The 23,076-nt window shown below is 70.7% G+C and carries 22 protein-coding genes; 14 read left to right on the top strand and 8 right to left on the bottom strand.

Features of this window, described 5'->3' with window-relative positions; translation table 11 throughout:
* Positions 1-67: 67 nt before the first annotated feature.
* The gene (locus EV186_RS18800) at positions 68-1,189 is read right to left on the bottom strand and encodes an HNH endonuclease signature motif containing protein (RefSeq protein ID WP_166659228.1); all 1,122 of its coding nucleotides are present in this window, start codon (positions 1,187-1,189) and stop codon (positions 68-70) included.
* 294 nt (positions 1,190-1,483) lie between these two features.
* Between EV186_RS18800 and EV186_RS18795 the strand changes: the two genes are divergently transcribed.
* The 4 genes from EV186_RS18795 to EV186_RS18780 all read left to right on the top strand — a co-directional run bounded on the left by EV186_RS18795 (position 1,484) and on the right by EV186_RS18780 (position 8,033).
* Positions 1,484-1,882, top strand: a complete 399-nt coding sequence (locus tag EV186_RS18795) for a GntR family transcriptional regulator (protein WP_133850627.1) — start codon at positions 1,484-1,486, stop codon at positions 1,880-1,882.
* Positions 1,879-3,933 carry a DUF1648 domain-containing protein gene (locus tag EV186_RS18790; RefSeq protein ID WP_133850626.1) on the top strand — a complete coding sequence of 685 codons (2,055 nt, stop codon included), beginning with the start codon at positions 1,879-1,881 and terminating at the stop codon, positions 3,931-3,933. Before EV186_RS18795 ends, EV186_RS18790 begins: the two co-directional genes overlap by 4 nt.
* Before the next feature lie 81 nt (positions 3,934-4,014).
* A complete protein-coding gene (smc, locus tag EV186_RS18785) occupies positions 4,015-7,611 on the top strand; it encodes a chromosome segregation protein SMC (RefSeq protein ID WP_133850625.1) in 3,597 nt (1,198 codons plus the stop codon).
* Between the two features lie 23 nt (positions 7,612-7,634).
* Positions 7,635-8,033 carry a hypothetical protein gene (locus EV186_RS18780; RefSeq protein ID WP_133850624.1) on the top strand — a complete coding sequence of 133 codons (399 nt, stop codon included), beginning with the start codon at positions 7,635-7,637 and terminating at the stop codon, positions 8,031-8,033.
* Positions 8,034-8,035: 2 nt separating this feature from the next.
* Here EV186_RS18780 and EV186_RS18775 read toward each other — a convergent pair whose 3' ends face one another.
* Positions 8,036-8,641 carry a maleylpyruvate isomerase N-terminal domain-containing protein gene (locus tag EV186_RS18775; RefSeq protein ID WP_133850623.1) on the bottom strand — a complete coding sequence of 202 codons (606 nt, stop codon included), beginning with the start codon at positions 8,639-8,641 and terminating at the stop codon, positions 8,036-8,038.
* On the bottom strand, positions 8,642-8,914 hold the full coding sequence (locus EV186_RS18770) for a GNAT family N-acetyltransferase (RefSeq protein ID WP_243754138.1): 273 nt from the start codon (positions 8,912-8,914) through the stop codon (positions 8,642-8,644).
* Between the two features lie 152 nt (positions 8,915-9,066).
* On the opposite strand from EV186_RS18770, the gene EV186_RS18765 reads away from it, so the two are divergent.
* Together EV186_RS18765 and EV186_RS18760 are read left to right on the top strand one after the other, a co-directional pair.
* Entirely contained in the window at positions 9,067-10,011 is a 945-nt protein-coding gene (locus EV186_RS18765; protein WP_133850621.1) for a GNAT family N-acetyltransferase, read from the top strand.
* Positions 10,012-10,028: 17 nt separating this feature from the next.
* Positions 10,029-10,808: a hypothetical protein gene (locus EV186_RS18760; RefSeq protein ID WP_133850620.1), complete on the top strand. Its 780-nt coding sequence runs from the start codon at positions 10,029-10,031 to the stop codon at positions 10,806-10,808.
* A 46-nt stretch (positions 10,809-10,854) separates the two neighbouring features.
* Here the strand turns inward: EV186_RS18760 and EV186_RS18755 are convergent, their stop codons facing one another.
* Both EV186_RS18755 and EV186_RS18750 read right to left on the bottom strand, forming a co-directional pair.
* Positions 10,855-11,694, bottom strand: coding sequence for a S1 family peptidase (locus EV186_RS18755; protein ID WP_133850619.1), 840 nt, complete (start codon positions 11,692-11,694; stop codon positions 10,855-10,857).
* Between the two features lie 173 nt (positions 11,695-11,867).
* Complete coding sequence (locus EV186_RS18750) at positions 11,868-12,524, bottom strand: hypothetical protein (RefSeq protein ID WP_133850618.1); 657 nt, start codon at positions 12,522-12,524, stop codon at positions 11,868-11,870.
* A 92-nt stretch (positions 12,525-12,616) separates the two neighbouring features.
* Between EV186_RS18750 and EV186_RS18745 the strand changes: the two genes are divergently transcribed.
* Positions 12,617-13,156: a DUF1707 domain-containing protein gene (locus tag EV186_RS18745; RefSeq protein WP_133850617.1), complete on the top strand. Its 540-nt coding sequence runs from the start codon at positions 12,617-12,619 to the stop codon at positions 13,154-13,156.
* Between the two features lie 76 nt (positions 13,157-13,232).
* Here EV186_RS18745 and EV186_RS18740 read toward each other — a convergent pair whose 3' ends face one another.
* Both EV186_RS18740 and EV186_RS18735 read right to left on the bottom strand, forming a co-directional pair.
* Positions 13,233-14,822, bottom strand: coding sequence for a sodium:solute symporter (locus EV186_RS18740; protein ID WP_133850616.1), 1,590 nt, complete (start codon positions 14,820-14,822; stop codon positions 13,233-13,235).
* 22 nt (positions 14,823-14,844) lie between these two features.
* The gene (locus EV186_RS18735; protein ID WP_133850615.1) at positions 14,845-16,023 is read right to left on the bottom strand and encodes an anhydro-N-acetylmuramic acid kinase; all 1,179 of its coding nucleotides are present in this window, start codon (positions 16,021-16,023) and stop codon (positions 14,845-14,847) included.
* Between the two features lie 147 nt (positions 16,024-16,170).
* Here EV186_RS18735 and ftsY point away from each other — a divergent pair, with 147 nt between their 5' ends.
* The 7 genes from ftsY to EV186_RS18705 all read left to right on the top strand — a co-directional run bounded on the left by ftsY (position 16,171) and on the right by EV186_RS18705 (position 22,321).
* Positions 16,171-17,457, top strand: coding sequence for a signal recognition particle-docking protein FtsY (gene ftsY / locus EV186_RS18730; RefSeq protein WP_133850614.1), 1,287 nt, complete (start codon positions 16,171-16,173; stop codon positions 17,455-17,457).
* Between the two features lie 42 nt (positions 17,458-17,499).
* Positions 17,500-18,255 (top strand): MerR family transcriptional regulator, encoded by a 756-nt coding sequence (locus tag EV186_RS18725; RefSeq protein WP_133850613.1) that lies wholly within the window; start codon positions 17,500-17,502, stop codon positions 18,253-18,255.
* Positions 18,252-18,422, top strand: a complete 171-nt coding sequence (locus EV186_RS38965; protein ID WP_166659227.1) for a DUF4175 domain-containing protein — start codon at positions 18,252-18,254, stop codon at positions 18,420-18,422. The genes EV186_RS18725 and EV186_RS38965 overlap by 4 nt, the downstream gene beginning before the upstream one ends.
* A gap of 113 nt (positions 18,423-18,535) precedes the next feature.
* Positions 18,536-18,853: a hypothetical protein gene (locus tag EV186_RS18720; protein WP_133850612.1), complete on the top strand. Its 318-nt coding sequence runs from the start codon at positions 18,536-18,538 to the stop codon at positions 18,851-18,853.
* Positions 18,854-18,881: 28 nt separating this feature from the next.
* Positions 18,882-19,451: a nitroreductase family protein gene (locus tag EV186_RS18715; protein ID WP_133850611.1), complete on the top strand. Its 570-nt coding sequence runs from the start codon at positions 18,882-18,884 to the stop codon at positions 19,449-19,451.
* A gap of 21 nt (positions 19,452-19,472) precedes the next feature.
* The gene (gene aceB / locus EV186_RS18710) at positions 19,473-21,053 is read left to right on the top strand and encodes a malate synthase A (RefSeq protein WP_133850610.1); all 1,581 of its coding nucleotides are present in this window, start codon (positions 19,473-19,475) and stop codon (positions 21,051-21,053) included.
* Complete coding sequence (locus EV186_RS18705) at positions 21,053-22,321, top strand: DUF6986 family protein (protein WP_208115678.1); 1,269 nt, start codon at positions 21,053-21,055, stop codon at positions 22,319-22,321. Before aceB ends, EV186_RS18705 begins: the two co-directional genes overlap by 1 nt.
* Here EV186_RS18705 and EV186_RS18700 read toward each other — a convergent pair.
* Positions 22,306-23,076, bottom strand: coding sequence for an NAD(P)H-dependent oxidoreductase (locus tag EV186_RS18700; protein ID WP_133850609.1), 771 nt, complete (start codon positions 23,074-23,076; stop codon positions 22,306-22,308). The two genes, EV186_RS18705 and EV186_RS18700, sit on opposite strands and share 16 nt — an antisense overlap.

The following is a 23,076-nucleotide window of genomic DNA, read 5'->3' as shown; positions in this document are numbered from 1 at the left end:
ACCCAGCACGCCGCGTTGACTTGGCCTCGCTGGCGGCCAGCCGCGGGCGGCGACCGCCGCCTGAGGGTCAGGCGGCGGTTTGCGCCCACGGTGGTTTGGTGAAGACCGGTAGGCCGTTGTCCATATGTACCGTCCACCCGGCATGGTGGATCAGGCGATGGTGGAATTGACACACCAACACCATGTTGTCCAACCTCGTAGCACCGCCATCAGCCCAATGTTGAATATGATGGGCGTGACATTGGTTGGGTGTTCGTTCGCATCCCGGGACGGCGCAACCTTGGTCCCGGATCGCGAGGGCTCGGCGCAATCGTTTGTCGGCTAGGCGTTTGGACTCGCCGATGTCGATCGGCTGGGACTTGCTGCCGAGCACGACCGGGATGATTTCGGCGTCGCAAGCGAAACGGCGGGCCTGCTCCGGAGTCATCCACCGGGCGTCGTCGAGAGTGGCCTTGCCGATCGCGGTCTGCAGGGTCTCCAGGGAGACCGTGACCGCGATGTGCGGGCGCTCGCCACCCTCGATCGGGGCTTTGCCCGAGTCGGCGGCGAAGCGGATCACCTCCGCCAAGGCATCACCCTGACGCTCGACCACGGTGCGGTCATCGCTCGGCTGCGGCGCGGTCAACGAGGACAGCAGAGGGCGCAAGACGGCAGCCGTCTCGGCACCCAGCTTGAACCGGCCCTCCAGCGAGCCGTCCTCGCACTCCTGCAAATCCAGGATGTTCTGGGCTTCGACCACGGTGGGATCGTCGGGTTCGGCACCATCCGGGTTCAGAGCATCGACCCTGCGCTTACCCAGGCGAGCGAGCTGGGCCGGGTTGAATTCCCGCGCCAACTCAGCCAAGTCAGCCTCGACCTGGTCGGCATGCTCATCGGGCACCGCCGCAACCGTCTTCGCAATCCGAGTGACGTGCTCAGTCGAGATCGCGCCCTCGGCCATCGCCGCCCGAGCGGCGGGCAGCTTCGCTGGGATCACCTGACCGGTGATCCCTATCTTCGGACACAACAGCGAAACCTGCGTCTCCAACTGCTTCGCTTCGCGTCGACCCACCCGCAGCGCGTCCATCAGGAACTGCCACAAATGCAGATACCCGGACTCACGCCAATCCACCCGAGAAATCGAATCCAGGATCGCCAAATCAAGCCGCCGACGTTCGGCGACAAGCGACTGAAGATCCCCCAGATCCATACCTAGATAATACCATAAACGGCGAACGCATGTGCGAATTGAAAGAACCGCCAGCGAGAGGAAGCCGAACAAAACTGGGTCAGTGGGTTCGGTTTTACACGGGGCACGGCGGCCGTACGCTGGTCTGGCAAGCAAGGGCAGGCCTGTCTGCCCCTTGTTCGCGCTTGCTGGCCGCCGTGGGGGTCCCCGTGTCAAACCGAACCCACCCCACATGCACCCCACCCGCCGACTGGCCGTGCCAACCCGGCCATCCTATGTTCTACTTGTTGTAGAACAAACCGAAGGGTAGGGCAAGTGATCCTCACCGTCGACATCACGAGCGACGTTCCGATCTACCAGCAGCTGCGTGACCGGGTCGTCGAGGCGATCGCGGACGGCAGGCTGGCCGTCGGTGACTCGTTGCCGGCGACCAGGGCGCTCGCGGCCGACTTCGGCATCAACTTCCACACGGTGAACAAGGCCTACGACGTGCTCCGCCAGCAGGGCCTGGTGCGGGTCCAGCGCAAGACCGGCGCCACCGTGAGCAAAGACCAGAGCACGGGCCCGCCGGACGCGGCCTTCACCGAGGACTGGACCGCCCGCGCCCGCACCCTGCTCGCCGAGGCGGTGGCCAACGGGATGCCCGCGGCCGAGGTGCAGGAGCGCTGTCGCGCCCTGCTGGACGGGTTCGTCGACAAGGGGAGGACGTCATGAGCGCGGTCCTGATCGGACAGGCCGTGGTGGTGGCGATGATGTTGCTCATCGCCCTGGCGGTCCCGGCGCTGTCCCGCAGCGAGGTGCCGTTCGGTGTCCAGGTGCCGCCGAACCACCGCGACGCGCCGGTCATCGCCACGGCTCGCCGGCGGTACCGGTGGACGGTCCTGGGCGGTGGCGGGCTGCTCGCGGTCGTCGTCTTCGTCGTGCTCGCGGTGACCGGCCGGCCTTCACTGACGGTGGTCGCGATCGTGGCGGTGCTGGCCGCGATGGTCGTGGGCTACGTCCGCGCGCACCGGGTCATCGCCGAGACCAAGCGGCGCGAGGACTGGTACGCCGGGCTGCGCCAGGCGGTGGCCGTCGACACGAGCCTGCGCACCGATCCGCCGCGGGTGCCGTGGCTCTGGGCGCTCCCGGCGGTGGTCGTGCTCGCCGCGACGGTCATCGTGGGCATCGTGCGGTACCCGCACCTGCCGGACCAGCTGGCCGTGCACTACAACGGCGCGGGCGAGGTCGACCGGACCGCGGGCAAGACGTTCGGGTCCGCGTTCCTCGCGGTCTTCTTCCAACTCGGCCTGACGATCCTGATCCTGGCCCTGGTGCCGGTGATCAGCCGGGTGCGCGCGGAGCTCGACCCGGCCGCGCCCGAGCGCGACGCCCAGCGGCACCGGCGGTTCGTCGCCGGCATGGCCCGTGGCCTGATGGTCCTGGCCTTCTGCCTGAACCTCACGATGGGCGCCGTGTCCTTCGCCGTCTGGTTCGGCGCGGGCGCCAACCGCTGGCTGCCCGCCCTGCTCCTGCTGCCGACGTTGGCGGGGATCGCCGCCATCGCCGTGCCCGCGCTGCGCGACCGCAAGGCGGGCGAGGGCGCGCACGGCGACGGGCCCGTCGCCCGCGACGACGACAAGCACTGGAAAGCCGGCCTCTTCTACTACAACCCCGACGACCCGGCGGTGTTCGTGCGCAGGCGTTTCGGCGTGGGCTGGACGATCAACCACGGCAACCCGCGGGGCTGGCTCGCGCTCGGCGCGATGATCGCGGTCGTCGTGCTGCTGGTCGTCGTCTCCACCACGACGGCCCACGCGAGCAGCCGGCTACCCGCAACCGATCGCGAGGTCCAGTTCACCGTCGACGGGGTCACCGCGTACGGCACCGTGCACGTGCCCGCACACCGGCCGGGCCAGCGCCTGCCGGCCGTGCTGCTGCTGCCGGGCAGCGGGCCCACCGATCGCGACGGCGACCAGCCGCCGAAGTTCACCCCGCACACGCTGGCCCTCATGGCCGACCGGCTCGGCGACGACGGGGTGCTCACCCTGCGGTTCGACAAGTACGGCAGCGGCCGCACCCAGACAAACGACCTGGGCACGAGCGACCCCGGCGGCCTCGACCTCGACGCCTTCGTCCGCCAGGCCGTCGGCGCGTTCGGCCTGCTCGCGGCCCAGCCGGAGGCCGATCGGCGCCACCTCGGCATCGCCGGGCACAGCGAGGGCGGGATGACCGCCACGCTCGTGGCGCTGCAGACCCACCCGCGGGTGGTGGCCATGATCGCGCCGCAGGACGAGCGCCTGCTCGACTTGCTGCGCAGGCAACTCGACGCCCAGTTCGACACCGCGGTCCGGCTCGGGCAGCTGACCCCGGCGCAGGCAGCGACGAACAAGCAGGCGCTCGCCAAGGCCATCGACGACTTCCGGGCGGGCCGGCCGGTCGACACGAGTGGCCTGCTTCCCCAGGTCAAAGCGTTGATGGATGGCCTGTTCGGCCCGCTCAACGCGAGGTTCGTCCGATCCGATGACGCGATATACCCACCCGAGGTCGCGGCGATGCTGCCCAGGTCGACGAAAGTGGTCCTGACCTGCGGAAGCGCCGACGTCCAGGTGCCGTGCGACACGATCGGCCCGCTCGCGGCGGCGACGCGCCACGCCGGAGGGCCGGGTTTGCTTGTGCTGCCCGTCGACCACGACCTGCACACGCCCGGAACGGACCCGAACGCGCAGGTCCTGGCCCCGTCGGTGGACCACACGCTGGACCTCTTCGCGCACCTCGTGCGGTGAGCCGCGGCCCCGCCTACCAGGTGGGGCAATGGCCTGCCGGTACCCTCGGTCGGAGGTACCGCCGGGAGGTTTGACCGCGTAATGCACCTCAAGAGCCTCACGCTCAAGGGCTTCAAGTCCTTCGCATCGGCCACCACGCTGCGTTTCGAACCAGGCATCACCTGCGTGGTCGGGCCCAACGGTTCGGGCAAGTCCAACGTGCTGGACGCCCTGCGCTGGGTCATGGGCGAGGGCAGTGCGAAGGGTCTGCGCGGCGGCAAGATGGAGGACGTCATCTTCGCCGGCACCTCCGGCCGGGCCCCGCTGGGCCGCGCCGAGGTCACCCTGACCATCGACAACTCCGACGGCGCGCTGCCGATCGAGTACACCGAGGTGTCGATCACCCGCCGGATGTTCCGCGACGGCGCGAGCGAGTACGAGATCAACGGCAACACCTGCCGCCTGATGGACGTGCAGGAACTGCTCTCGGACTCCGGCATCGGCCGCGAGATGCACGTCATCGTCGGGCAGGGCCAGCTCTCCGCGATCCTCGAGTCCAAGCCCGAGGAGCGCCGCGCCTTCATCGAAGAGGCCGCGGGTGTGCTGAAACACCGCAAGCGCAAGGAAAAGGCCCTGCGCAAGCTCGACGCGATGCAGGCCAACCTGACCCGGCTGACCGACCTCACCGCCGAGCTGCGCCGCCAGCTCAAGCCGCTGGGCAAGCAGGCCGAGATCGCGCGGCGCGCCCAGGCCGTGCAGTCCGAGCTGCGCGATGCCCGCCTCCGGCTGCACGCCGACGACCTGGTGACGCGGCGCTACGAGCTCGCGAAGGAAGAGGCCGACGAGGCCAGCGCGCGCGCCCGGCGCCAGGAGGTCGAGCAGCAGCTGCAGATCGCGCAGACCCAGCAGAACGAGCTGGAGGAGCGCCTGCAGCTCGACGCGCCGCGCCTGGCCGCCGCGCAGGAGACCTGGTACAAGCTGTCGGCCCTGGAGGAGCGGCTGCGCGGCACGGTCCGCCTCGCCGTCGAGCGGGAACGCCACCTGTCGGCGGCAGTCGAGCCGCCGTCGGGTGGGCGCGACCCGGAGGACCTCGAGGAAGAGGCCGAGCGCACCGCGATGCGCGAGGAGGAGCTCGCCGAGGGCGTCGCCATGGCCCGTGAGCTGCTGGAAGACGCGACCAACCGGCGTGCCGAGCTAGAGGACACGGTGGCCGCCGCCGAGCGCGCGCACATGGCCGCGGTGCGCGCGATCGCCGACCGCCGCGAGGGTCTCGCGCGCCTCGCCGGTCAGGTGGAAGCGTTGCGCAGCAAGGCAACCGCGACCACCGACGAGATCGAACGGCTCTCCACCGCCGTGGCCGAGGCCAGTGAGCGGGCCGAACTGGCCGCCGGTGAGCTGGCCGACGGCGAGGAAGCGACCGGCGCCGAGGATTCCGGCGATGTCGACCTGAACGAGCGGCACGACCGCGCGGTCGCCGCCAACGAGGCGGCCAAAGCCCGCGTGGCCGAGCTGGTGCGCGCCGAACGCGCCGCCGAGAAGGACATCGCGTCGTGGCAGGCGCGCGTGGACGCGCTTTCCCTTGGCCTCAAACGCAAGGACGGCGCGGGCGCGTTGCTGGCGTCGGCCGACAAGCTGCCGGGCCTGCTCGGCTCGGTGGCCGCGCTGCTGACCGTCGAACCGGGGCACGAGGCGGCCCTGGCCGCCGCCCTCGGCCCCATCGCCGACGCGGTCGCCGTGGCCCACCCCGACGACGCCGTCGGCGCGCTGGACCTGTTGCGCAGCAACGACTCCGGTCGCGCCGGGCTGCTCATCGGCGGCGGCGCGGTACCTGATCGGTCCGGCTGGCCGGTGCTGCCGTTCGGCGCGCACTGGGCCGTCGACCTCGTGCGCGCACCCGAAGGCTTGCGTGCCACCGTGTTCACGGCGCTGGACCGGATGGCCGTCGTCACGGATCTGAACGCCGCCAAGGCTTTGGTGGCCGCGCACCCCGACGTGCGAGCAGTGACCGCCGACGGCGATGTGTTCGGTGCGCGCTGGGCCATCGGCGGTTCGGAACGCCCGCAAAGCGTCATCGAGGTCCAGGCCGCCGTCGACGAGGCCCGCGAGAAGCTCGCCGCCGCGCGCCGCGCGCAGGAGCAGGCCACCGGCGCCCTCGCCGGCGCCGAGGCCGAGCAGCAGGCCCGCCGCGCCGAGGTGAGCGCGGTCAAGGAAGCCATGAGCGAGGCCAAGGTGCGGGCCGCGCGGTCCTCGGAGCGGCTGAACCGGCTGCGCCAGGCCCTCCGGTCGGCCCAAGCCGAGGTGGAGCGCGCGATCGCGCAGCGCACCAAGGTCGAACAGGCCCGCGAGCAGGCGACCACGCAGCTGGCCGAGCTGGAGGAGCGGCTGCTGGCCGTGGAGCAGGAGCAGCCGGTCGAGGACGAGCCGGACACGATCGCCCGCGACGAGGCCGCCGCGCAGCTGACCGCGGCCCGCCAGCAGGAGATGGACGCGCGGCTTTCCTTGCGCACGGCCGAAGAACGCCACCGCGCCCTGCACGGCAAGGCCGACAGCCTGCTGCGCGCTGCCCGCGCCGAACGCGAGGCCCGCGAACGCCACCGCCGGGCCACCGCGGCCCGCGCGGCCGCCGCCACCGTGGCCGAGGCCGTCGTGCGGGGTGGCGAGGAAGCCCTAGAGCGCATCGCGGTCTCGCTGGGCCGGGCCGCGCAGGAACGCGACACCGTCCAGGCCGATCGCGCCGAGCGTGAACGCGCGCTGGGCGTCGTGCGCAACCGCGTCCGCGAGCTGGCCGGTGAGCTGGAGAAGCTGACCGACGCCGTGCACCGCGACGAGGTGCTGCGGGCCGAGCAGCGGCTGCGCATCGAGCAGTTGGAGACCACGATCGCCGAGCAGTTCGGCATCGGGCTGGACGACCTGGTCGGCGAGTACGGCCCGGACGTGCCGATCCCGCCGTCGCCGGCCGAGGTGGCTGAGTACGAGGCGGCCAAGGAGCGGGGCGAGACCGTGTCGGCGCCGCAGCCGATGCCCTACGACCGCGCCACGCAGGAACGCCGGGCCAAGCGCGCGGAACGCGACCTGCAGCTGCTCGGCAAGGTGAACCCGTTGGCGCTGGAGGAGTTCGCCGCGTTGGAGGAGCGCTACAAGTTCCTCTCCACGCAGCTGGAGGACCTCAAGGCGACCCGGCGCGACCTGCTGACCGTGATCAAGGAGGTGGACGACAAGATCCTCGAGGTCTTCACGTCCGCCTACACCGACGTCGCGCGCGAGTTCGAGGTCGTGTTCAACGCGCTGTTCCCGGGCGGTGAGGGCCGGATGATCCTCACCGAGCCCGACGACCTGCTGACCACCGGCGTCGACGTCGAGGCGCGGCCACCGGGCAAGAAGGTCAAGCGCCTGTCGCTGCTCTCCGGTGGCGAGAAGTCGCTGGTCGCGGTGGCCATGCTGGTCGCGATCTTCCGCGCCCGGCCGTCGCCGTTCTACGTGATGGACGAGGTCGAGGCCGCGCTGGACGACACGAACATGCGTCGGCTGATCGGCCTGCTCAGCGAGTTGCGTGACGCGTCGCAGCTGATCATCATCACCCACCAGAAGGCGACGATGGAGATCGCGGACGCGCTCTACGGCGTCAGCATGCGGGGTGACGGCATCAGCCAGGTGATCTCGCAGCGGCTGAAGGGCCGGCCGGAGTCCGTGCCGGCCTGAGTTCGGGGAACGACTGGGGAGAGATGACCGCACCACAACCCGGCTTGCCCATGGGCAGGCTCGCCATCGACTGCTCACACCCGGGGTCGGCGGCGAACTACCGCAAGACGACGCTCGACGTCACCATCGACGGCCGGCCCGTGCGCACCAAGTGGGGCGTGACGTGGTTCGACCTGCCCGCCGGCCCGCACGAGGTGAAGGTCAAGTCGCGCTACCTCGGCCGCACCGGCGCGGTGCAGGTCGTGATCCCGGTGATCGCCGGGCAGCAGGTGACCGCGTACTACCGGGCGCCCGCGATCGCGTTCATGCCCGGCTCCATCGGCCCGGTGCCGCAACGCACCCGCGGCGTGACGGCGGCGATCGTTCTCGTCACCGTGCTGGTGTGCGCGTTCGTGGTGCTGGGGCTGCTCGGGAAGTTCTGAGCTCACCCCGCCCAGACCGGGACCTGACCGTCCCATTCGGACAGCGGGGCGCAGTGCCAGACCCAGCCGCGGCCCGGACGTGGACGGTCGGGCAGGTCCATGCGGTCGTTTGCCCACAACAACCCTGGCCACGGCTCGACCTCCGGTGCCCACGGGAACAGCCGGTGCAACGTCGCCGCGGCCAACGCGTCCGGCGGCTGGAACGGCACGCCCAACGCGGTCCCGATGTCGCCGGTGTGCACCAGGAGCTCATCGCAGCCCATGGCGGCGAAGCCGGACGCGTCGGCCAGCCCGGCCGGGTGCCAGCCCCGCGCGTCCGGTGTGGCGGCGTCCACGGCGGCCGCGAGCAGCCGGGCGGCGGTGGTCAGCGTCCGCAGCGCGTCGGCGGGCGGCACGTCGGTCTTGACCTGGAGCTCCACGGTCGGCAGCTCGGGCGGTCCGGCCGACAGGTCGACCGAGTACCAGAGCAGGCACTGCGCGATGTGCAGGACGGTGCCGCTCACCGTCTGCTTCATGAACGGCACGTCCGCCGCCCACGCGTCCGGCGGCAAGGCGTCCAGGTAGTCCGTGCACGTGGCCAGCGAGGCCCGCAGGGTGGTGCCGTCCATTCAGTCCACCAGGTCCTGGTAGTCGGGGTGCCGCTCGATCCAGGACTTGAAGAACGGGCACACCGGGCGCACCTTCAACCCGCGCGCCCGCAGGTCGTCGAGGGTGCCGCGGACGATCGCGGTGCCGATCCCGTGGCCCGCGTACTGGTCGGGCACCTCGGTGTGGGTCACGATCACCACACCCGGCCGCAGCTTGTACTGCGCGAAACCCGCCAGCTCACCGTTCAACCACGCCTCGTACCGCTGTTCCTGCGGGTTGTCCTTGACCGTCACTTCCTCGACGTGCTCACGAGACCCCTCTGTCGCTGACGCCCTGTCTGATGATTCGCTCGCCGGCTCGCTCATGCCCACCAGCATGCCCTGCCCCACCGACAAGGGCCGTAATCCAGTCGCCCGCCAGGCCCTCGGCGGGTCAACATTTCCGCATGTACACGATTCGTCCCGCCTCGGCGGTGGACTTCACCACAGTGGTCGAGCTGGTGGTGCGGCTGCAGGCGCGGCCGGAGCACTTCATCGGCTACCACGGGGTCACCGAGCAGGAGGTGACCGACGAGCTGAGCGGCGTGACCGGCGCCTGGGCCGACAACGCGGTCGTCGCCGTCGACAGCGACGACGACGTCCACGGGGTGCTGACCGCAGACGTGGACGCCGACCTCGGCCGGGCGTGGCTGCTCGGCCCCTACATCGACTTTCCGGACGGGCACCCGGCCGCGGACCGGCTGTGGCACTCCACCGCCGACGAACTGCTCGCGAAGGTCCTCGGTCTGCCGTCGCTCGCCGGGATCGACGACCTCGAGCTCTACGGCCACCGCAAGCACCGCAGGCTCGCCGATTTCGCCGCGCAGCACGGTTTCACGGGCGGTGCCGTGTCGCGGGTGTTCGTGCTGGACGGGTCCGCGCTGCGGTCGCTGATGGTGCGGGACGCGGAGCAACCGTCGGGCGTACCGGGCGTGCGCGCGCTGCCGGACGACCCGCGGGTGCGGGACGCGGTCGCGGCGCTGCACGAGCGTTCGTTCCCCGGCCGGACGATCAGCGGGCGCGGCCTGGTCGAGGGGCGCAAGGACCATGTGGTCGTCGTCGCCGAGCACGGCGGCGTCATCGGCTACGCGGCCGGCTACCCGCAGGACGACGAGCTGTACGTCGACTACGTCGCGGTCGACCCGGGCAAACGCTCGGCCGGTGTCGGCGGGGCGCTGATCCGCGGGCTGCTGCAGGAAATGGCGCTGCGGCACGGTCCACGCGGGCAGGCCGCCGCCGTGATCTCCCTGGGCAACGACGCCTCGGAACGGATGTTCACGCGGCTGGGCTTCGCGTTGCACCTGGAGCTGGTCAGCTACCGGCGCCAGGCCGCGTCGAAGGCGGCCGGCTGACCGGGCACACTGGAGCCGTGGCTGTGATCGCGGTACCGCCGCCGGCCGAGCTCGCGTCGGCGCCGGACATCTTCGAAGCAGGCGAGGTCGACCTGAGCGGGCTCGACGACGTCGACTGGGCGGAGCTCAAGCACGCCCGTGGGTCGGCCGAGGACGTACCGGAGCTCATCCGGACCCTGGGACGCGACGACGACCGCTGGTCCGATGCCCTCGACGAGCTGCTCGCTGATCGCCTGCTGCACGAAGGCAACTGCTACTCGGCGACCGTGCCCGCGATGGAGTTCATCGTGCGGTTGCTGGCCTCGGGCACCCTGCCGGTGCAACGGCGGCTGGACCTCTACCTGTGGCTGCTCCACGCCACCGGCCAGTGGGCCGTGAGCATGGTCGAGGACGCCGAGCTCGCCGTGGCCGAGTCCCGGCCGGCGCAGTTCGCGCCCTGGTCCCCGCACGTCCACCTCGCCATCGCCGACCACATCGTCCCCCTGCTCGACCGCTGGTCGGTCGAGCCGCCGGTCACGCAGTTCTTCCTGGCCTGCCTTGCCGCGCAGCACCGCTTGGACGGGCAGCTGCTGGCGCCGGAGGTCAGCGCCCTGGCCGCGGCCACCGCGGGTACCCAGCACGGCGCCTACCTTCGGCTGGCCGAGGCCGTGCTGACCAGCGACGACACGCCGGCGCTCGCCATCGCCCAGGAGATCGTCGGCTGGGCCGGTCTCGATCCCCGCGGGCTGGACGCGTCAGTGGTCACCCCGATGCTGCGAGCTCTGAGCGTCCTGGCCGCCGGAGCCGTCCGGGTATGACGAAGGCCGCCCGTCGCCGGGCGGCCTTCGTCGGGGCGGGGCTTGCTCAGGCTGCGGGCTTCGCCAGCTGGCACCCGGCCTGGTTCAGGTCGATCTCGCTGCCGGCGGTCAGGCAGCCGTAGAACAGGTAGGTCTGCTCGCCGTAGTTGGTGCCCTGGTGCACCGTCACGTTCCCGGACTCGTCGACCTCACACGGGTTGTTGATCGTGCACTGCTCGCCGTTCTCGTTGCCGGTGTTGTTGATGCCGACCACGGTGCCGGTCGCGCTGTCCTCGATGGGCGAGCCCGAGGTGCCGCCGATCGTCTTGCACTCCGGGGTGTAGCGGATGGAGTCGGTGAACACCCAGTCGCCCTCGTGCAGTTCGTGGACGAACCCGTCGATCGAGCACGAGTACGTCTGCTGCCAGTAGCCGGACACGACCGTGATCGCGGTGCCCGCGGCCGGGTGCTGGTCGGACAGCGTCAGCGCGTCGATGCCGTACTGCTGCTGGATTTCCGCGTAGGTCTGGTCCAGCTGGTAGAGCGAGACGTCGGTGCCGGTCATGGTCGCGTACACGATCTTGGTGGCGTGCAGCGTGCCCAGGCCGTTGGCGTCCGCGTCGAGCAGGGTGAAGCTCCGGCTGGACGGCTGGTTCGTGATCACCTCGCCGGCCGACGGGAAGCCCTCTTCCAGGCAGTGGCCGTTGGACAGCACCAACGCCGGGTCGTCCGGCGCGGACGTGGTCAGCTTGACCACCGAGCCCGAGCAGTTGGACAGGGCGACGGTGCCGGCGAAGTTCACGTCGGTCACCTTCGACGGCGCGGCCGTGGCGGTCTGGGCCACCACCACCGACACCGCGGCGGCGGCGAGCGCCGCGGCGGAGGCGAGCACGATTCGCAGTTTCATCGTGGGTCCTTCCGGAGCAGGGTGCTTCTACTTCAGCCGGAAACAAGCCACGAGCTGTAGCGACGAAAGGTGGGAATCTGACCTACTAACGGACGTTTACGGCACCAGACGGGTGAGGCGGCTGGTGGCCTCGTCCAGGTGGTCCCCATCTTTCGGCTGATTCCAAACCGTCGTCAAAGGACGTTCACGGCCCGGGCGGCGACGCCGGCGACGGTCACCAGCGAGACCGTCGAGGCCGTCATCATCAGCAGTTTGGCCCGCCCGGTGAGCGGCAGGACGTCGGTCGGGCTGAACGCCGTCGCCGCCGTGAACGCGACGAAGAGGTAGTCGAGGAACGACGGCCGCCACCTCTCGGGATCGACCCCGGGCACACCGGTCAGCTGCGGGAACAGCAGGTCGATCGCGCCCATCGCGCGTTCGTGGCGGGGATCGCGGGCGAACGGGCCGCCCCGATCGAGCTCCCAGTAGGCGATGGCGGTGGCCACCACGTTGGTGACCCAGATGAGCAGCCCGGCGCTCAGCAGCTCCACCGCGCTGAGCGCTCGCTTGTCGAACAGCACGAAGAGCAACTGCCCGAGCCGGGCCGCGTTGCCCGCGAGCAGCAGCAGCGCCAGGCTGATCCCGACGTACCGGATCCAGGTCTGGTCGCGGGTGAGCCGGATCGGGTTGGTCGCGACCAGCGGCACCAGCAGCAACACCTCGAACGCGAACAGCACCGGCCACCACGGCGGCACGATCTGGTCGGGCAGCCCGAACTCCAGCAGGATGATCACGATCACCGCGACGGAGGCGGGCCACCGGCGCTGGTGCGCGGTTCGAGAGTCGATCACGAGGTCGTAGTGTGCTCCTCGACCGCCGGTGCTGTCGGGAACCGGCCGATCGGTTGACGCCCGACCGCCCTGGCCGCCCATATGCTCGACGCATGAGGGACTTGCCGGAGGCGGTGCGCGCCGCCGACGCGGATCGCGAGCAGGCGCTGGCGCGGCTGCACCAGGCGGTCGGCACGGGGGCACTGGGCCTCGAGGAGTTCAGCAGCCGCAGCGAGCTGGTGCTGCGCGCGGGCACGCGCGGGGAGCTCGACGGGTTGCTCGCCGACCTGCCCGCGCAGCCACCGCGCTCCCAGCCGCCGTCGCTCGTGCTGTGCACCGGCAACGGGTCGGTGAAGCAAACCGGTCCCTGGGTGGTGCCACCGCTGATCGAGGTCCAGTGCGGGGTCGGCCGCGTCACGGTCGACTTCACCGATGCGACCTGCACGCACCGCGAGATCGTGCTCCGGGTGAAGATGACCAAGGTCGGCCACGTCCGGGTGATCGTGCCGAAGGGCTGGCTCGTGCGTGTCGAAGAGGCGCAGACCACCCACGGGCGTGTCATCAACAAGGCGACCAGCCCACCCGACGACTACGCGCCGATGCTGCGGGTCTTCGCCGACGTCGGCGGTGGGTCCCTGAAGCTCAAGCACTGAAAAGCAGTGCAGGCAAAGGGAAGGGCCGGTGCGGACAACGTGTCCGCACCGGCCCTTCCTTTCTGGCCCTGGGAAATCAGGCGTTGGCCGGCTCGCGGTCCGGGTCCGGCTCGTCGGGGCGGTTCGCCTCGTCGGCCTCGGGGGCGGCCGAGCGGTGCCGCAGCGACAGCAGGCCGCCGACGACCAGCGCGATGACCACGCCGATCAACGTGTACCACCAGGACACGAGCGCCTTGTCGGGCGCCTTCGCCGTGCCGAAGGCGATGTGGACGCTGTTGCCGTTCTTGGTGTCGAACTTGACGAACAGGATGATGAACGCCATCCCGATCACCGAGGCGGCGAACGCGATGATCGCCTCCAGCTGCCGTGCCTTGCGGAAGATCAGGCCCAGCAGGAAGGAGCCGAGCAGCGCACCGTAGGTGTAACCGACGATGCCGAGACCCTGGACGATCACCGGGTCCTTCGAGTTGGTGAACAGCGACGCGAAGATCGCGAACACCACGGCCCAGATCAATGTCCACATGCGAGCGTGCTTGAGGGTCTGCTCGTCGGACAACCGCTTCTTGGCGAAGCGCTGGTAGAGGTCGCCGACCGTGGACGACGACATGGCGTTGAGCGCCGAGGCGAGCGCACCCATCGTCGAGGCCAGGATGCCGGCGATCAGCAGGCCGGACAGGCCGACCGGCAGGTCGTTGACGATGAAGTTGGGGAACACGTCGTCACTGGCGAGCTTCTTCGCCGCGATGTCCTTGACCGTCTGCGAACCCGCGCCACCGACGTAGACCCACAGCATCGCGCCGACCACCAGGAAGACGCCGAACTGGACGAAGACCATGATCCCGGAGCCGATCAGCGCCCGCTGGCCGTCCTTGAGCGAGCGGCAGGACAGCAGCCGCTGCACGATCAGCTGGTCCGCGCCGTGCGAGGCCATGGACAGGAACGCACCACCGATGATCGCGATCCAGAACGGGTACGAACCGGTGAAGATGTTCGACGTGAAGTCGGTCAGCGCGAGCTTGCCCTGGTCCGAGGCGGTGGAGACCCAGCCGCTGGGCAGCTTGGTGGACAGCACGATGATCGCCGCGATCGCGCCGATGATGTAGATCGACCACTGGATGACGTCCACCCACACCACGGCCTTGATGCCGCCGATGAACGCGTAGATCACGGTCAGGGCGGTCAGCGCGACCACGATGTGCCAGTACGAGGTGTGGATGTTGTAGTGGTCGAGGATGACCTTGATCGGGATCGCGCCCGCGAACAGGCGCAGACCCTCGGCCAGCAGGCGGGTGACCATGAACGTCACCGACGCGGTGCCCTGCAGGCCGTTGCCGAACCGCTTGCCCAGGTACTGGTAGGCGGTCACCTGCGTGCCCTTGAAGTAGCGGGGCAGCAGCACGAACGCCGCGACCGTGCGGCCGATGATGTAGCCGAACGCCACCTGGAGGAAGGTGAACGCACCACCGAACACGAGGCCGGGGGTGCTGATCACGGTCAGCGTGGAGGTCTCGGTGGCGACCACCGACAACATGACGGCCCACCAGGGCAGGCTGCGTTCGCCGACGAAGTAGTCGGTCGACGACTTCTGCCGCCGGCCGATCATTACACCGATCAGCGGCATTGCCGCGAGATAGATCACGATGATCGCGATGTCGATCGCTCGCACGCCGATCCTCCTTGTCCCTCAGTCAGATGTGGTCCTGCACCCGTAGCCGGGTGACGGGTCTTGTGACGGGCTCGGGCGGCCGCAGCGGCCCCCGGCCCGGGGTGATGGCGCCGAGCAGCCTGCGACCGGCGGCGCCGGTGGCGTGCGGGCTGTTCGACGCGATGCCGTGCCAGGTCAGGAAGCCCAGCAACGCGGTGAGATAACCCTCCTTGGCGTCCGTGGGAAGGCCGAGTGCGTCGCTCGTGACGAGCGACGCCGGGGCGAGCCTGCGCTCGAGCGCCGCCATCAGCGCCGGGTTGCGCACGCCGCCGCCCGACGCGATCACCTTGGTGACGCCGTGGCGGTGGCACTGGTCGGCCACGGTCGCGGCGGTCAGCTCGACCAGCGTCGCGAGCAGGTCCGGCTCGGTGACCTCCGGCAGCCCGCGCAGGGCTTCGCGCAGGTAGTCGGCGTGGAAGAGCTCCTTGCCGGTGGACTTGGGTGGCGCCGCCGCGTAGTACGGGTCGGCCAGCAGGACGGCCAGCAGGTCGTCGCGGACCGTGCCGGCCAGCGCGAGCGCGCCGCCCTCGTCGAAGTGGCGGGTGCCGTGCGAGCCGAGCCGCACGGCGACGTCGAGCAGGGCGTTCGCGGGGCCGGTGTCGTAGGCGATCGTCTCCGCGCCCGGCGCGACGACGGTGATGTTGGCGATCCCACCCAGGTTGAGCGCGGCGGCCGGTGCCTCGGCGTCCGCGAGCCACAGCTCGTCGAGCCGGCCGGCCAGCGGGGCGCCGTGCCCGCCCGCGGCGACGTCACGCACCCGCAGGTCGGCGACCACCGGGACCCCGGTGCGTTCGGCGATCCAGGCGGGCTGGCCGATCTGCAGCGTGCCCAGGCATCGGTCGCCGGAGATCCAGTGGAAGATCGTCTGCCCCAGCGAGGCGATGAGGTCGGCGGGCCCGAACTCGGCGATGGCCGCGGCCGCGGCGCCGGCGAAGGCCTGGCCGACCGCGGTGTCCAGCCGGCAGAGCTGTTCGGCCGTGCAGTCACCCGGCGGGAGGCAAGCGAGCAGCTCGGTGCGCACGGGTTCGGGGTAGGCGACTTCGGTGTGCCCGACGGGGGTCAGGAGGATGGTGTCCGCGTCGAGGGCGAGGTCGGCCACGGCCACGTCGATGCCATCCATCGACGTGCCCGAGATCAGCCCGATCGTCCGCAGCGCCGCCATCACGGCAGTGGTCTATTCCACACACGACCTTCACGCAAGAGGCAGGTTAATTCTTGTCCAAATCGAGTCCCTAACGGGTAAGGGTTTGGCGGGCGCCCGGGACCGCCTGATCCGGGGCCTGAGGGGTGCGGATGCGAGGATGACGGGGTGTCAAGCACCGTGATCTTGATCGTCGTCCTCGTTGTGGTCGTGCTGGCGCTGGCCGTCGGCGCCGGCGTGCTGGTCGCGCGCAAGCGGCGGATCAGCCTGACCGAGGCTGGGAAATCCGAGAAGCCCAAGGACAAGCCGCAAGGCGGCGGCTACGCGACCGGGAGCGCGATCAGCCTCGCGCCCGGCGGGCGGACGGAGACGGTCGAACCGCCGGTCGAGGCGTCGCCGCCCGCTGACGTCGAGCCCGCGACGGTCGCGGAGCCCGTCGAGCCGGTCGAGGCGGACGCGGAGCTCGTCGAGGTCGTCATCGAGGTCGAGCCCGCACCCGAGGTCGAAGCGGAGGAGATCGAGCCGCCCTCGGGCCGGTTGGAGCGGCTGCGTGGCCGCCTCGCCCGCTCCCGGTCGACCCTGGGCCAGGGCCTGCTGGGCCTGCTGGGCGCCGGTGACCTCGACGAGGACTCGTGGACCGAGGTCGAGGACACGCTGCTGATGGCCGACCTCGGCGCGGCCACCACGGAGGAGGTCGTGACGCGGCTGCGTGCTGAGCTGTCGACCAAGGGCGTGCGCACGGCCGAGCAGGCTCGCGCGGTGCTGCGTTCGGTGCTGGTCGAGGCCCTGCGCCCGGACATGGAGCGTGCGGTGCGTGCCCTGCCGCACGAGACCGCCGAGCACGGCAAGCAGCCCGCTGTCGTGCTGGTCGCGGGGGTGAACGGCACCGGGAAGACGACGACGACAGGCAAGCTGGCCCGGGTGCTCGTGGCCGGTGGCCGCACGGTGCTGCTGGGCGCGGCGGACACCTTCCGCGCCGCGGCCGCCGAGCAGCTGGCCACGTGGGCCGAGCGCGTCGGCGCCGAGGTCGTGCGCGGCAAGGAGGGCGCCGACCCCGCGGCCGTCGCCTTCGACGCGGTCAAGCGCGGCGTCGAGGCCAAGGTCGACGCCGTCCTGATCGACACCGCGGGTCGGCTGCACACCAAGACCGGCCTGATGGACGAGCTGGGCAAGGTCAAGCGCGTCGTCGGCAAGCTGGCCGAGATCGACGAGGTCCTGCTCGTGCTCGATGCGACCACCGGGCAGAACGGCCTGGCCCAGGCCCGCGTCTTCGGCGAGGTCGTCGACGTGACCGGCATCGTGCTGACCAAGCTGGACGGCACCGCCAAGGGCGGCATCGTGTTCCAGGTGCAGCGCGAGCTGGGTGTCCCGGTGAAGCTGGTCGGCCTCGGCGAAGGTGCCGACGACCTGGCCCCGTTCGAGCCGGAAGCCTTCGTGGACGCCCTGCTCGCCTGACGGCTTGCACGTGACGCGACGTCATGGTCGATCGTTGGTGCCATGACTCGCACATGGAGGACCGGGCAGCTCGCCGAGGCGAGCGGGCTGACCGTGCGCACCCTGCGGCACTGGGACGCGATCGGCCTGCTCAGCCCGTCGCGGCGCACCGACGCCGGGCACCGGGAGTACGGCGAGCCCGACCTGGTGCGGCTGTACCAGGTGCTGGCCCTGCGGGGGCTCGGGCTGTCGCTGGACACCATCGCCGTCTGCCTGGACGTCGGCGTCGACCCCAACCGGTTGGTGCGCGACCAGCTGGACTCCGTCGAGCAGTCGCTGGCCGGGCTCGAGGTGCTGCGTGACCGGCTGCGCCGCCTGGCCGACGACCTCGCGGCCGACCGCGAGCCGACCACCGATTCGCTCCTGGATGCCTTGCGTGCCATCGGTGGCAACGACCTGGGGGTGCTGCGCCGCCACCTGGACGCCGACCAGGTGAAGGTGCTCGAGGCGCGCCACGCGGCGATGGGGCCCAGCGCGCACTACCTGCTGGAGATCGAATGGCCCGAGCTGTACCGGCGGGCCGAGCGGCTGCGCCTCGACGGCGTCGACGCCGGTGATCCCCGCGTGCGCGCGCTCGTGCACCGGATGGACGAGCTGTCGACGTTGTTCACCGGCGGCGACACCGCCGTTTCCGAGGGCGTTCGCGCGGCCTGGCGCGACGACCCGGCCGCGCTGTCCGGGGAAGAGGTCGACGCGCCTGCGTTCCGCGAGCTCGCCGACTACCTCGACCGCGCCCGTACCGAAGGAGCAACCCGATGAAGACCAGGCTCTTGGTGGCCGTCCCCGTGTTGATCGCCGTGCTGGCGTACTGCGTGCTGGCCGCCGTCGGCGTTGCGCCGTGGGAAGTGGTGCCCGTGCTCCTGATCGCGGTGGCGGCGATGGGCGTCGTGGCGCTCGTACGCGCGCCGAACCGCCGTATTCGCTGATTTTGCGATCCGGGCAAGGTTCGCACGTTTGTGCGAACCTCGTCGCGCACCCTGCCGAGGGGTCGGGAAGTGGGCGACAATGGTCGAGGTCCCACGGGAGAAGGAGCAGGTGCGTGGCAAGCCTCGAAGACCTGGAAGCGCGGGTCGAGCACCTGGAGCACTCGGTTGCCGACGTCCGCAGCGACGCGGCGGCCGCTCGGGTGCTGGCCGGTGCGGCCGACCGGGACGTGTCGGAGTTCCGGCAAGAGCTCAAGGCACACACGAAGACGCTGAACGCGCTCCGCGAGACCCAGGTCGAGCACGGCCAGCGTCTCGACTCCCTGGAGGCGAAGGTCGATTCGTTGGATCGCAAGATGTCCGACGGGTTCAGCACCGTGAACATGGGGATGGCCCAGATCGTGGCGCTGCTCCGCAACGCGGAAGGCGAGTAGCGCCCGCCCCGACCGCTAGGGTCGGTGGATGGAGTTCCAGCAGGTGGTGGCGCGCCGGCACATGGTGCGCGAGCTGAAGTCCGACCCGCTCGACGACAAGGTCGTCGAGCGGATCCTCGCCAACGCCCGGCGCGGCCCGTCGGCCGGGTTCTCGCAAGGCCAGGCCTTCCTCGTCCTGCGTGACGAGGATCTCGCCGGGTTCTGGCAGTTCGCCGAGCACGTCGCCGACGGCGTCAAGAACGCCCCGCTCGTCATCGTCCCGTTGTCCTGCAAGCGGGTCTACCTCGACCGCTACGCCGAGCCGGACAAGGGCTGGACCGACCGCGACGAGGCGCGCTGGCCGGTGCCGTTCTGGCACATCGACACCGGGATGGCCACGCTGCTCATCCTGCAGACGGTGGTCGACGAAGGCCTGGGCGCGCTGTACTTCGGCATCCAGCCACCGCAGGTCCAGCCGTTCCGTGCGGCCTTCGGCGTTCCGGAGGATCATGAACCGATCGGCGCCGTCGCGATCGGGCACTCGGCCGAGACGTCGGTCTGGGACCGCTCCGAGCGCCGCCGCCCGGTCGCGGACGTCGTACATTACGGCCGGTGGTAGCTCAGCAGAAAGGTGGCGCGCATGGCTGACGTCCGGGTCCTCGGTGGCAAGGTGGATCGGGCCGAGGAGGTGCTCACCGACGACGCCCTCGCGTTCCTCGGCGAGCTGCACGAACGGTTCGCCGCGACGCGTGACGAACTGCTCGAAGCCCGCAAGGCCCGCCGGGAAGAGGCGAAGCGCACCGGCAAGCTCGGCTTCCTGCCCGAGACCGACAAGGTGCGCACCAGCGACTGGCAGGTCGCGCCCGCGCCCGCGGACCTCACCGACCGGCGGGTCGAGATCACCGGCCCGACCGAGCGCAAGATGGCGATCAACGCGTTGAACTCGGGCGCGAAGGTGTGGCTGGCCGACATGGAGGATGCCAACACCCCGCACTGGCAGAACGTCATCTCCGGGCAGGTCAACCTGGCCGACGCCGTGCGCGGCAAGCTCGAGTTCACCTCTCCCGAAGGCAAGCACTACGCCGTGCGCGCCGACGCGCCACCGGTCACCGTGGTGATGCGCCCGCGCGGGTGGCACCTGCCCGAGCGGCACCTGGAGATCGACGGCAGGCCGGCCGTCGGCGCCCTCGTCGACTTCGGGCTGCACTTCTTCCACAACGCGAAAGCCTTGCTGGAGCGCGGTTCCGGCCCGTACTACTACCTGCCGAAGATGGAGTCGCACCGCGAGGCACGGCTGTGGAATGACGTGTTCACCTACGCCGAGGAGCGCCTGGGCATCGAGCACGGCACCGTTCGCGCGACCGTGCTGATCGAGACCATCCCGGCCGCGTTCGAGATGGAGGAGATCCTCTACGAACTGCGCGAGCACGCGTCCGGCCTGAACGCAGGTCGCTGGGACTACCTCTTCAGCCTCATCAAGTACTTCCGCGACGCGGGCGCGGACTTCGTGCTGCCCGACCGCAACGCGGTGACCATGACGGCGCCGTTCATGCGTGCCTACACCGAACTGCTCGTGCGCACTTGCCACAAGCGCCACGCGTTCGCGATGGGCGGCATGGCCGCGTTCATCCCGAACCGGCGCGACCCCGAGGTCACCAAGACCGCGCTGGACAAGGTGCGCCAGGACAAGCAGCGCGAGGCCAACGACGGCTTCGACGGTTCCTGGGTGGCCCACCCGGACCTCGTGCCGGTCTGCCAGGAGATCTTCGACGCCAAGCTGGGCGATCGGCCCAACCAGCTCAACCGCACTCGTGAAGAGGTGGCGGTCGCCGCCGAGGACCTGCTCAACGTCGCGGCGACGCCGGGGGAGAAGACCGAGGCCGGGCTGCGCAGCGCGGTCGACGTCGGCGTGCGGTACCTGGCGTCCTGGCTGGGCGGCAACGGCGCGGCCGCGATCCACAACCTGATGGAGGACGCGGCGACCGCGGAGATCTCGCGCTCGCAGGTCTGGCAGTGGGTGAACAACGGCGTCCAGCTGTCCAACGGCGAGACCGTGACCGCCGACCTCGTGCGCAAGGTGCTCGACGAGACCCGTGCCGAGCTCGCCGAGCAGATCCCGGCCGAGCAGCTCGACACCGCGTGTGAGCTGTTCGGCGCGGTCGCGCTGGCCGACGACTTCCCGGACTTCCTCACCTTGCCCGCCTACGAGCGGATCGACTGATGGGAGCGGGGGCGTCCATCGACGGTGCGGTGATCGCCGACCTGGTCGCCCAGCTGTCCGAAGTGGACGCCCGACGGGCCGCGCGGTACCCCGGGCCGCGGCCGGGCCGGCAGCCGGTGCACACGTGCTACCTGCCCGCCGACCGGCTCACTCCGACGTCCGGGCCGGACTGGGGTGCGCAAGCCCTTGCGGCCCTTGACGAACACGCCCCGAACGCGGCCGCCCTCGCCTCGGTGCTCGACCTGCCCGCCGAGCTCGCCGAGCCCGTGTACGACCGGGTTCGGACCAAGCTGGCGAGCGAGCCGGTCGAGGACCTGCGGGTGGACTTCGAGGACGGCTACGGCGCGCCCGGCGAACAGGCCGAGGACGCCGACGCCCGGCGAGCCGCCCAGGTGCTCGCCGGGTGGTGTCGCGAGGGGACCGCGCCCGCGTCGATGGGGTTGCGGTTCAAGTCGTTCGACACGCCGGAACTGCTGCGCCGTGGCGTCCGGACGCTGGACCTGGTGGTGACGGGGCTGGTCGGCGAGCTGGGCGAGCTGCCGCCCCGCTTCGTCCCGACCTTCCCGAAAGTCACCGGCCCGCAACAGGTTTCGGCGCTGCTCGTGGTGCTCGAGCTGCTGGAGGACCGCCTCGACCTGCCGGCGGGGGCGCTGCGGTTCGAGATCCAGATCGAGACCACGCAGTCCATTGTGGACGACCTGGGCCGGTTCGTCGTGCCGCGGTTGATCGCGGCGGGCAAGGGGCGGGTGTCCGGACTGCACTTCGGCACCTACGACTACACGGCGGCGTGCGGGCTCGGCGCTGCCGACCAGCACCTCGCCCACCCCGCCTGCGACTTCGCCCGCGCCGCCATGCAGGTGGGCGCGGCCGGCACGGGGGTGCTGCTGTCGGACGGCTCGACCAACCGGCTGCCGGTCGGCGACGCCGTGCACGAGGGCTGGCGGACCCACTTCGACCTGGTCACCAGGGCCCTGCACAACGGGTTCTTCCAGGGCTGGGACCTGCACCCGGCGCAGCTGGTGACCCGCTACGCCGCCGTGTACGCCTACTACCTGGCGCACGCACCGGCGGACGCGGCGCGGCTGCGGGCCTACGTCGAGCGCACCGCCGGCTCGGTGCTGGACGAACCCGCGACCGCGCAGGCGTTGGCGACCTCGCTGCGCCGGGCCGTGGACTGCGGTGCCCTGACCGCCGGTCAGGCCGGCTTCGACGCCGATGCCCTGGACGCGCTGGCCGGGCGCCGTGCGGTGGATCAGCCGGCGAGGTGAATCCCGAGCCCGGAGCGCCCAGGAGCGACCTCCGGACGCAGCACCATGTGCTCGTCGTAGTCGCCGCTGTTCTGCGTCCGGTAAGGGATCGGCTCCTCGGTCTCGATGTGCGCCAAGCGTTCGCGCAACGCGGCGGCCGCCGTCCGGTACTGCTCGGCGGTGAGCCGGTTCGCGTCGTGCACCGCGAACGGCCGCAGCGGCGACATCCCCGTGTAGAAGAAAGTCCCGTGCAGCAAGGGGAACAGCAGCTCGGTCAGTGACCCGTCGATGCCGCGCGGCTGGTACGACGACCACTCCGCGCCGATCGTGGTCACGACCAGCGCCCGCTTGCCCGCGAGGCCGCCGTCGCCGTAACGCTTGCTGCGCCCCGGACGTTCGGGGTCGGGGATGCTGTAGCCGAAGCCGCTGACGAACACGCGGTCCACCCAGCCCTTGAGGATCGCGGGCATGCCGAACCACCAGAGCGGGAACTGCAGCACCACGAGGTTCGCACGTCGCAGCTTCGCTTGTTCCTCGGCGATGTCGGGGCTCAGCGTCCCCTCCTTGAACGCCTGGCGGGACGCGGGGCCGACGTGCAGCCGTTCGCCGTCGGTGCCGAAGTCGTCGCGGTCCACCACGGGGTTCCACTTCATGGCGTAGAGGTCGGAGACCTCCACCGTGTGCCCGGCCTCGGCGAGCGCCTCGAGTCCGTCGCGGTGCAGCGCGCCGTTCAACGACCGGTCGTCTGGATGAGCCAGTACCCACAACACATGCAT

This window comes from Labedaea rhizosphaerae, from assembly GCF_004362825.1.
GTDB lineage: Bacteria > Actinomycetota > Actinomycetes > Mycobacteriales > Pseudonocardiaceae > Labedaea > Labedaea rhizosphaerae.
This window is presented reverse-complemented; position numbering and strand designations above follow the sequence as displayed.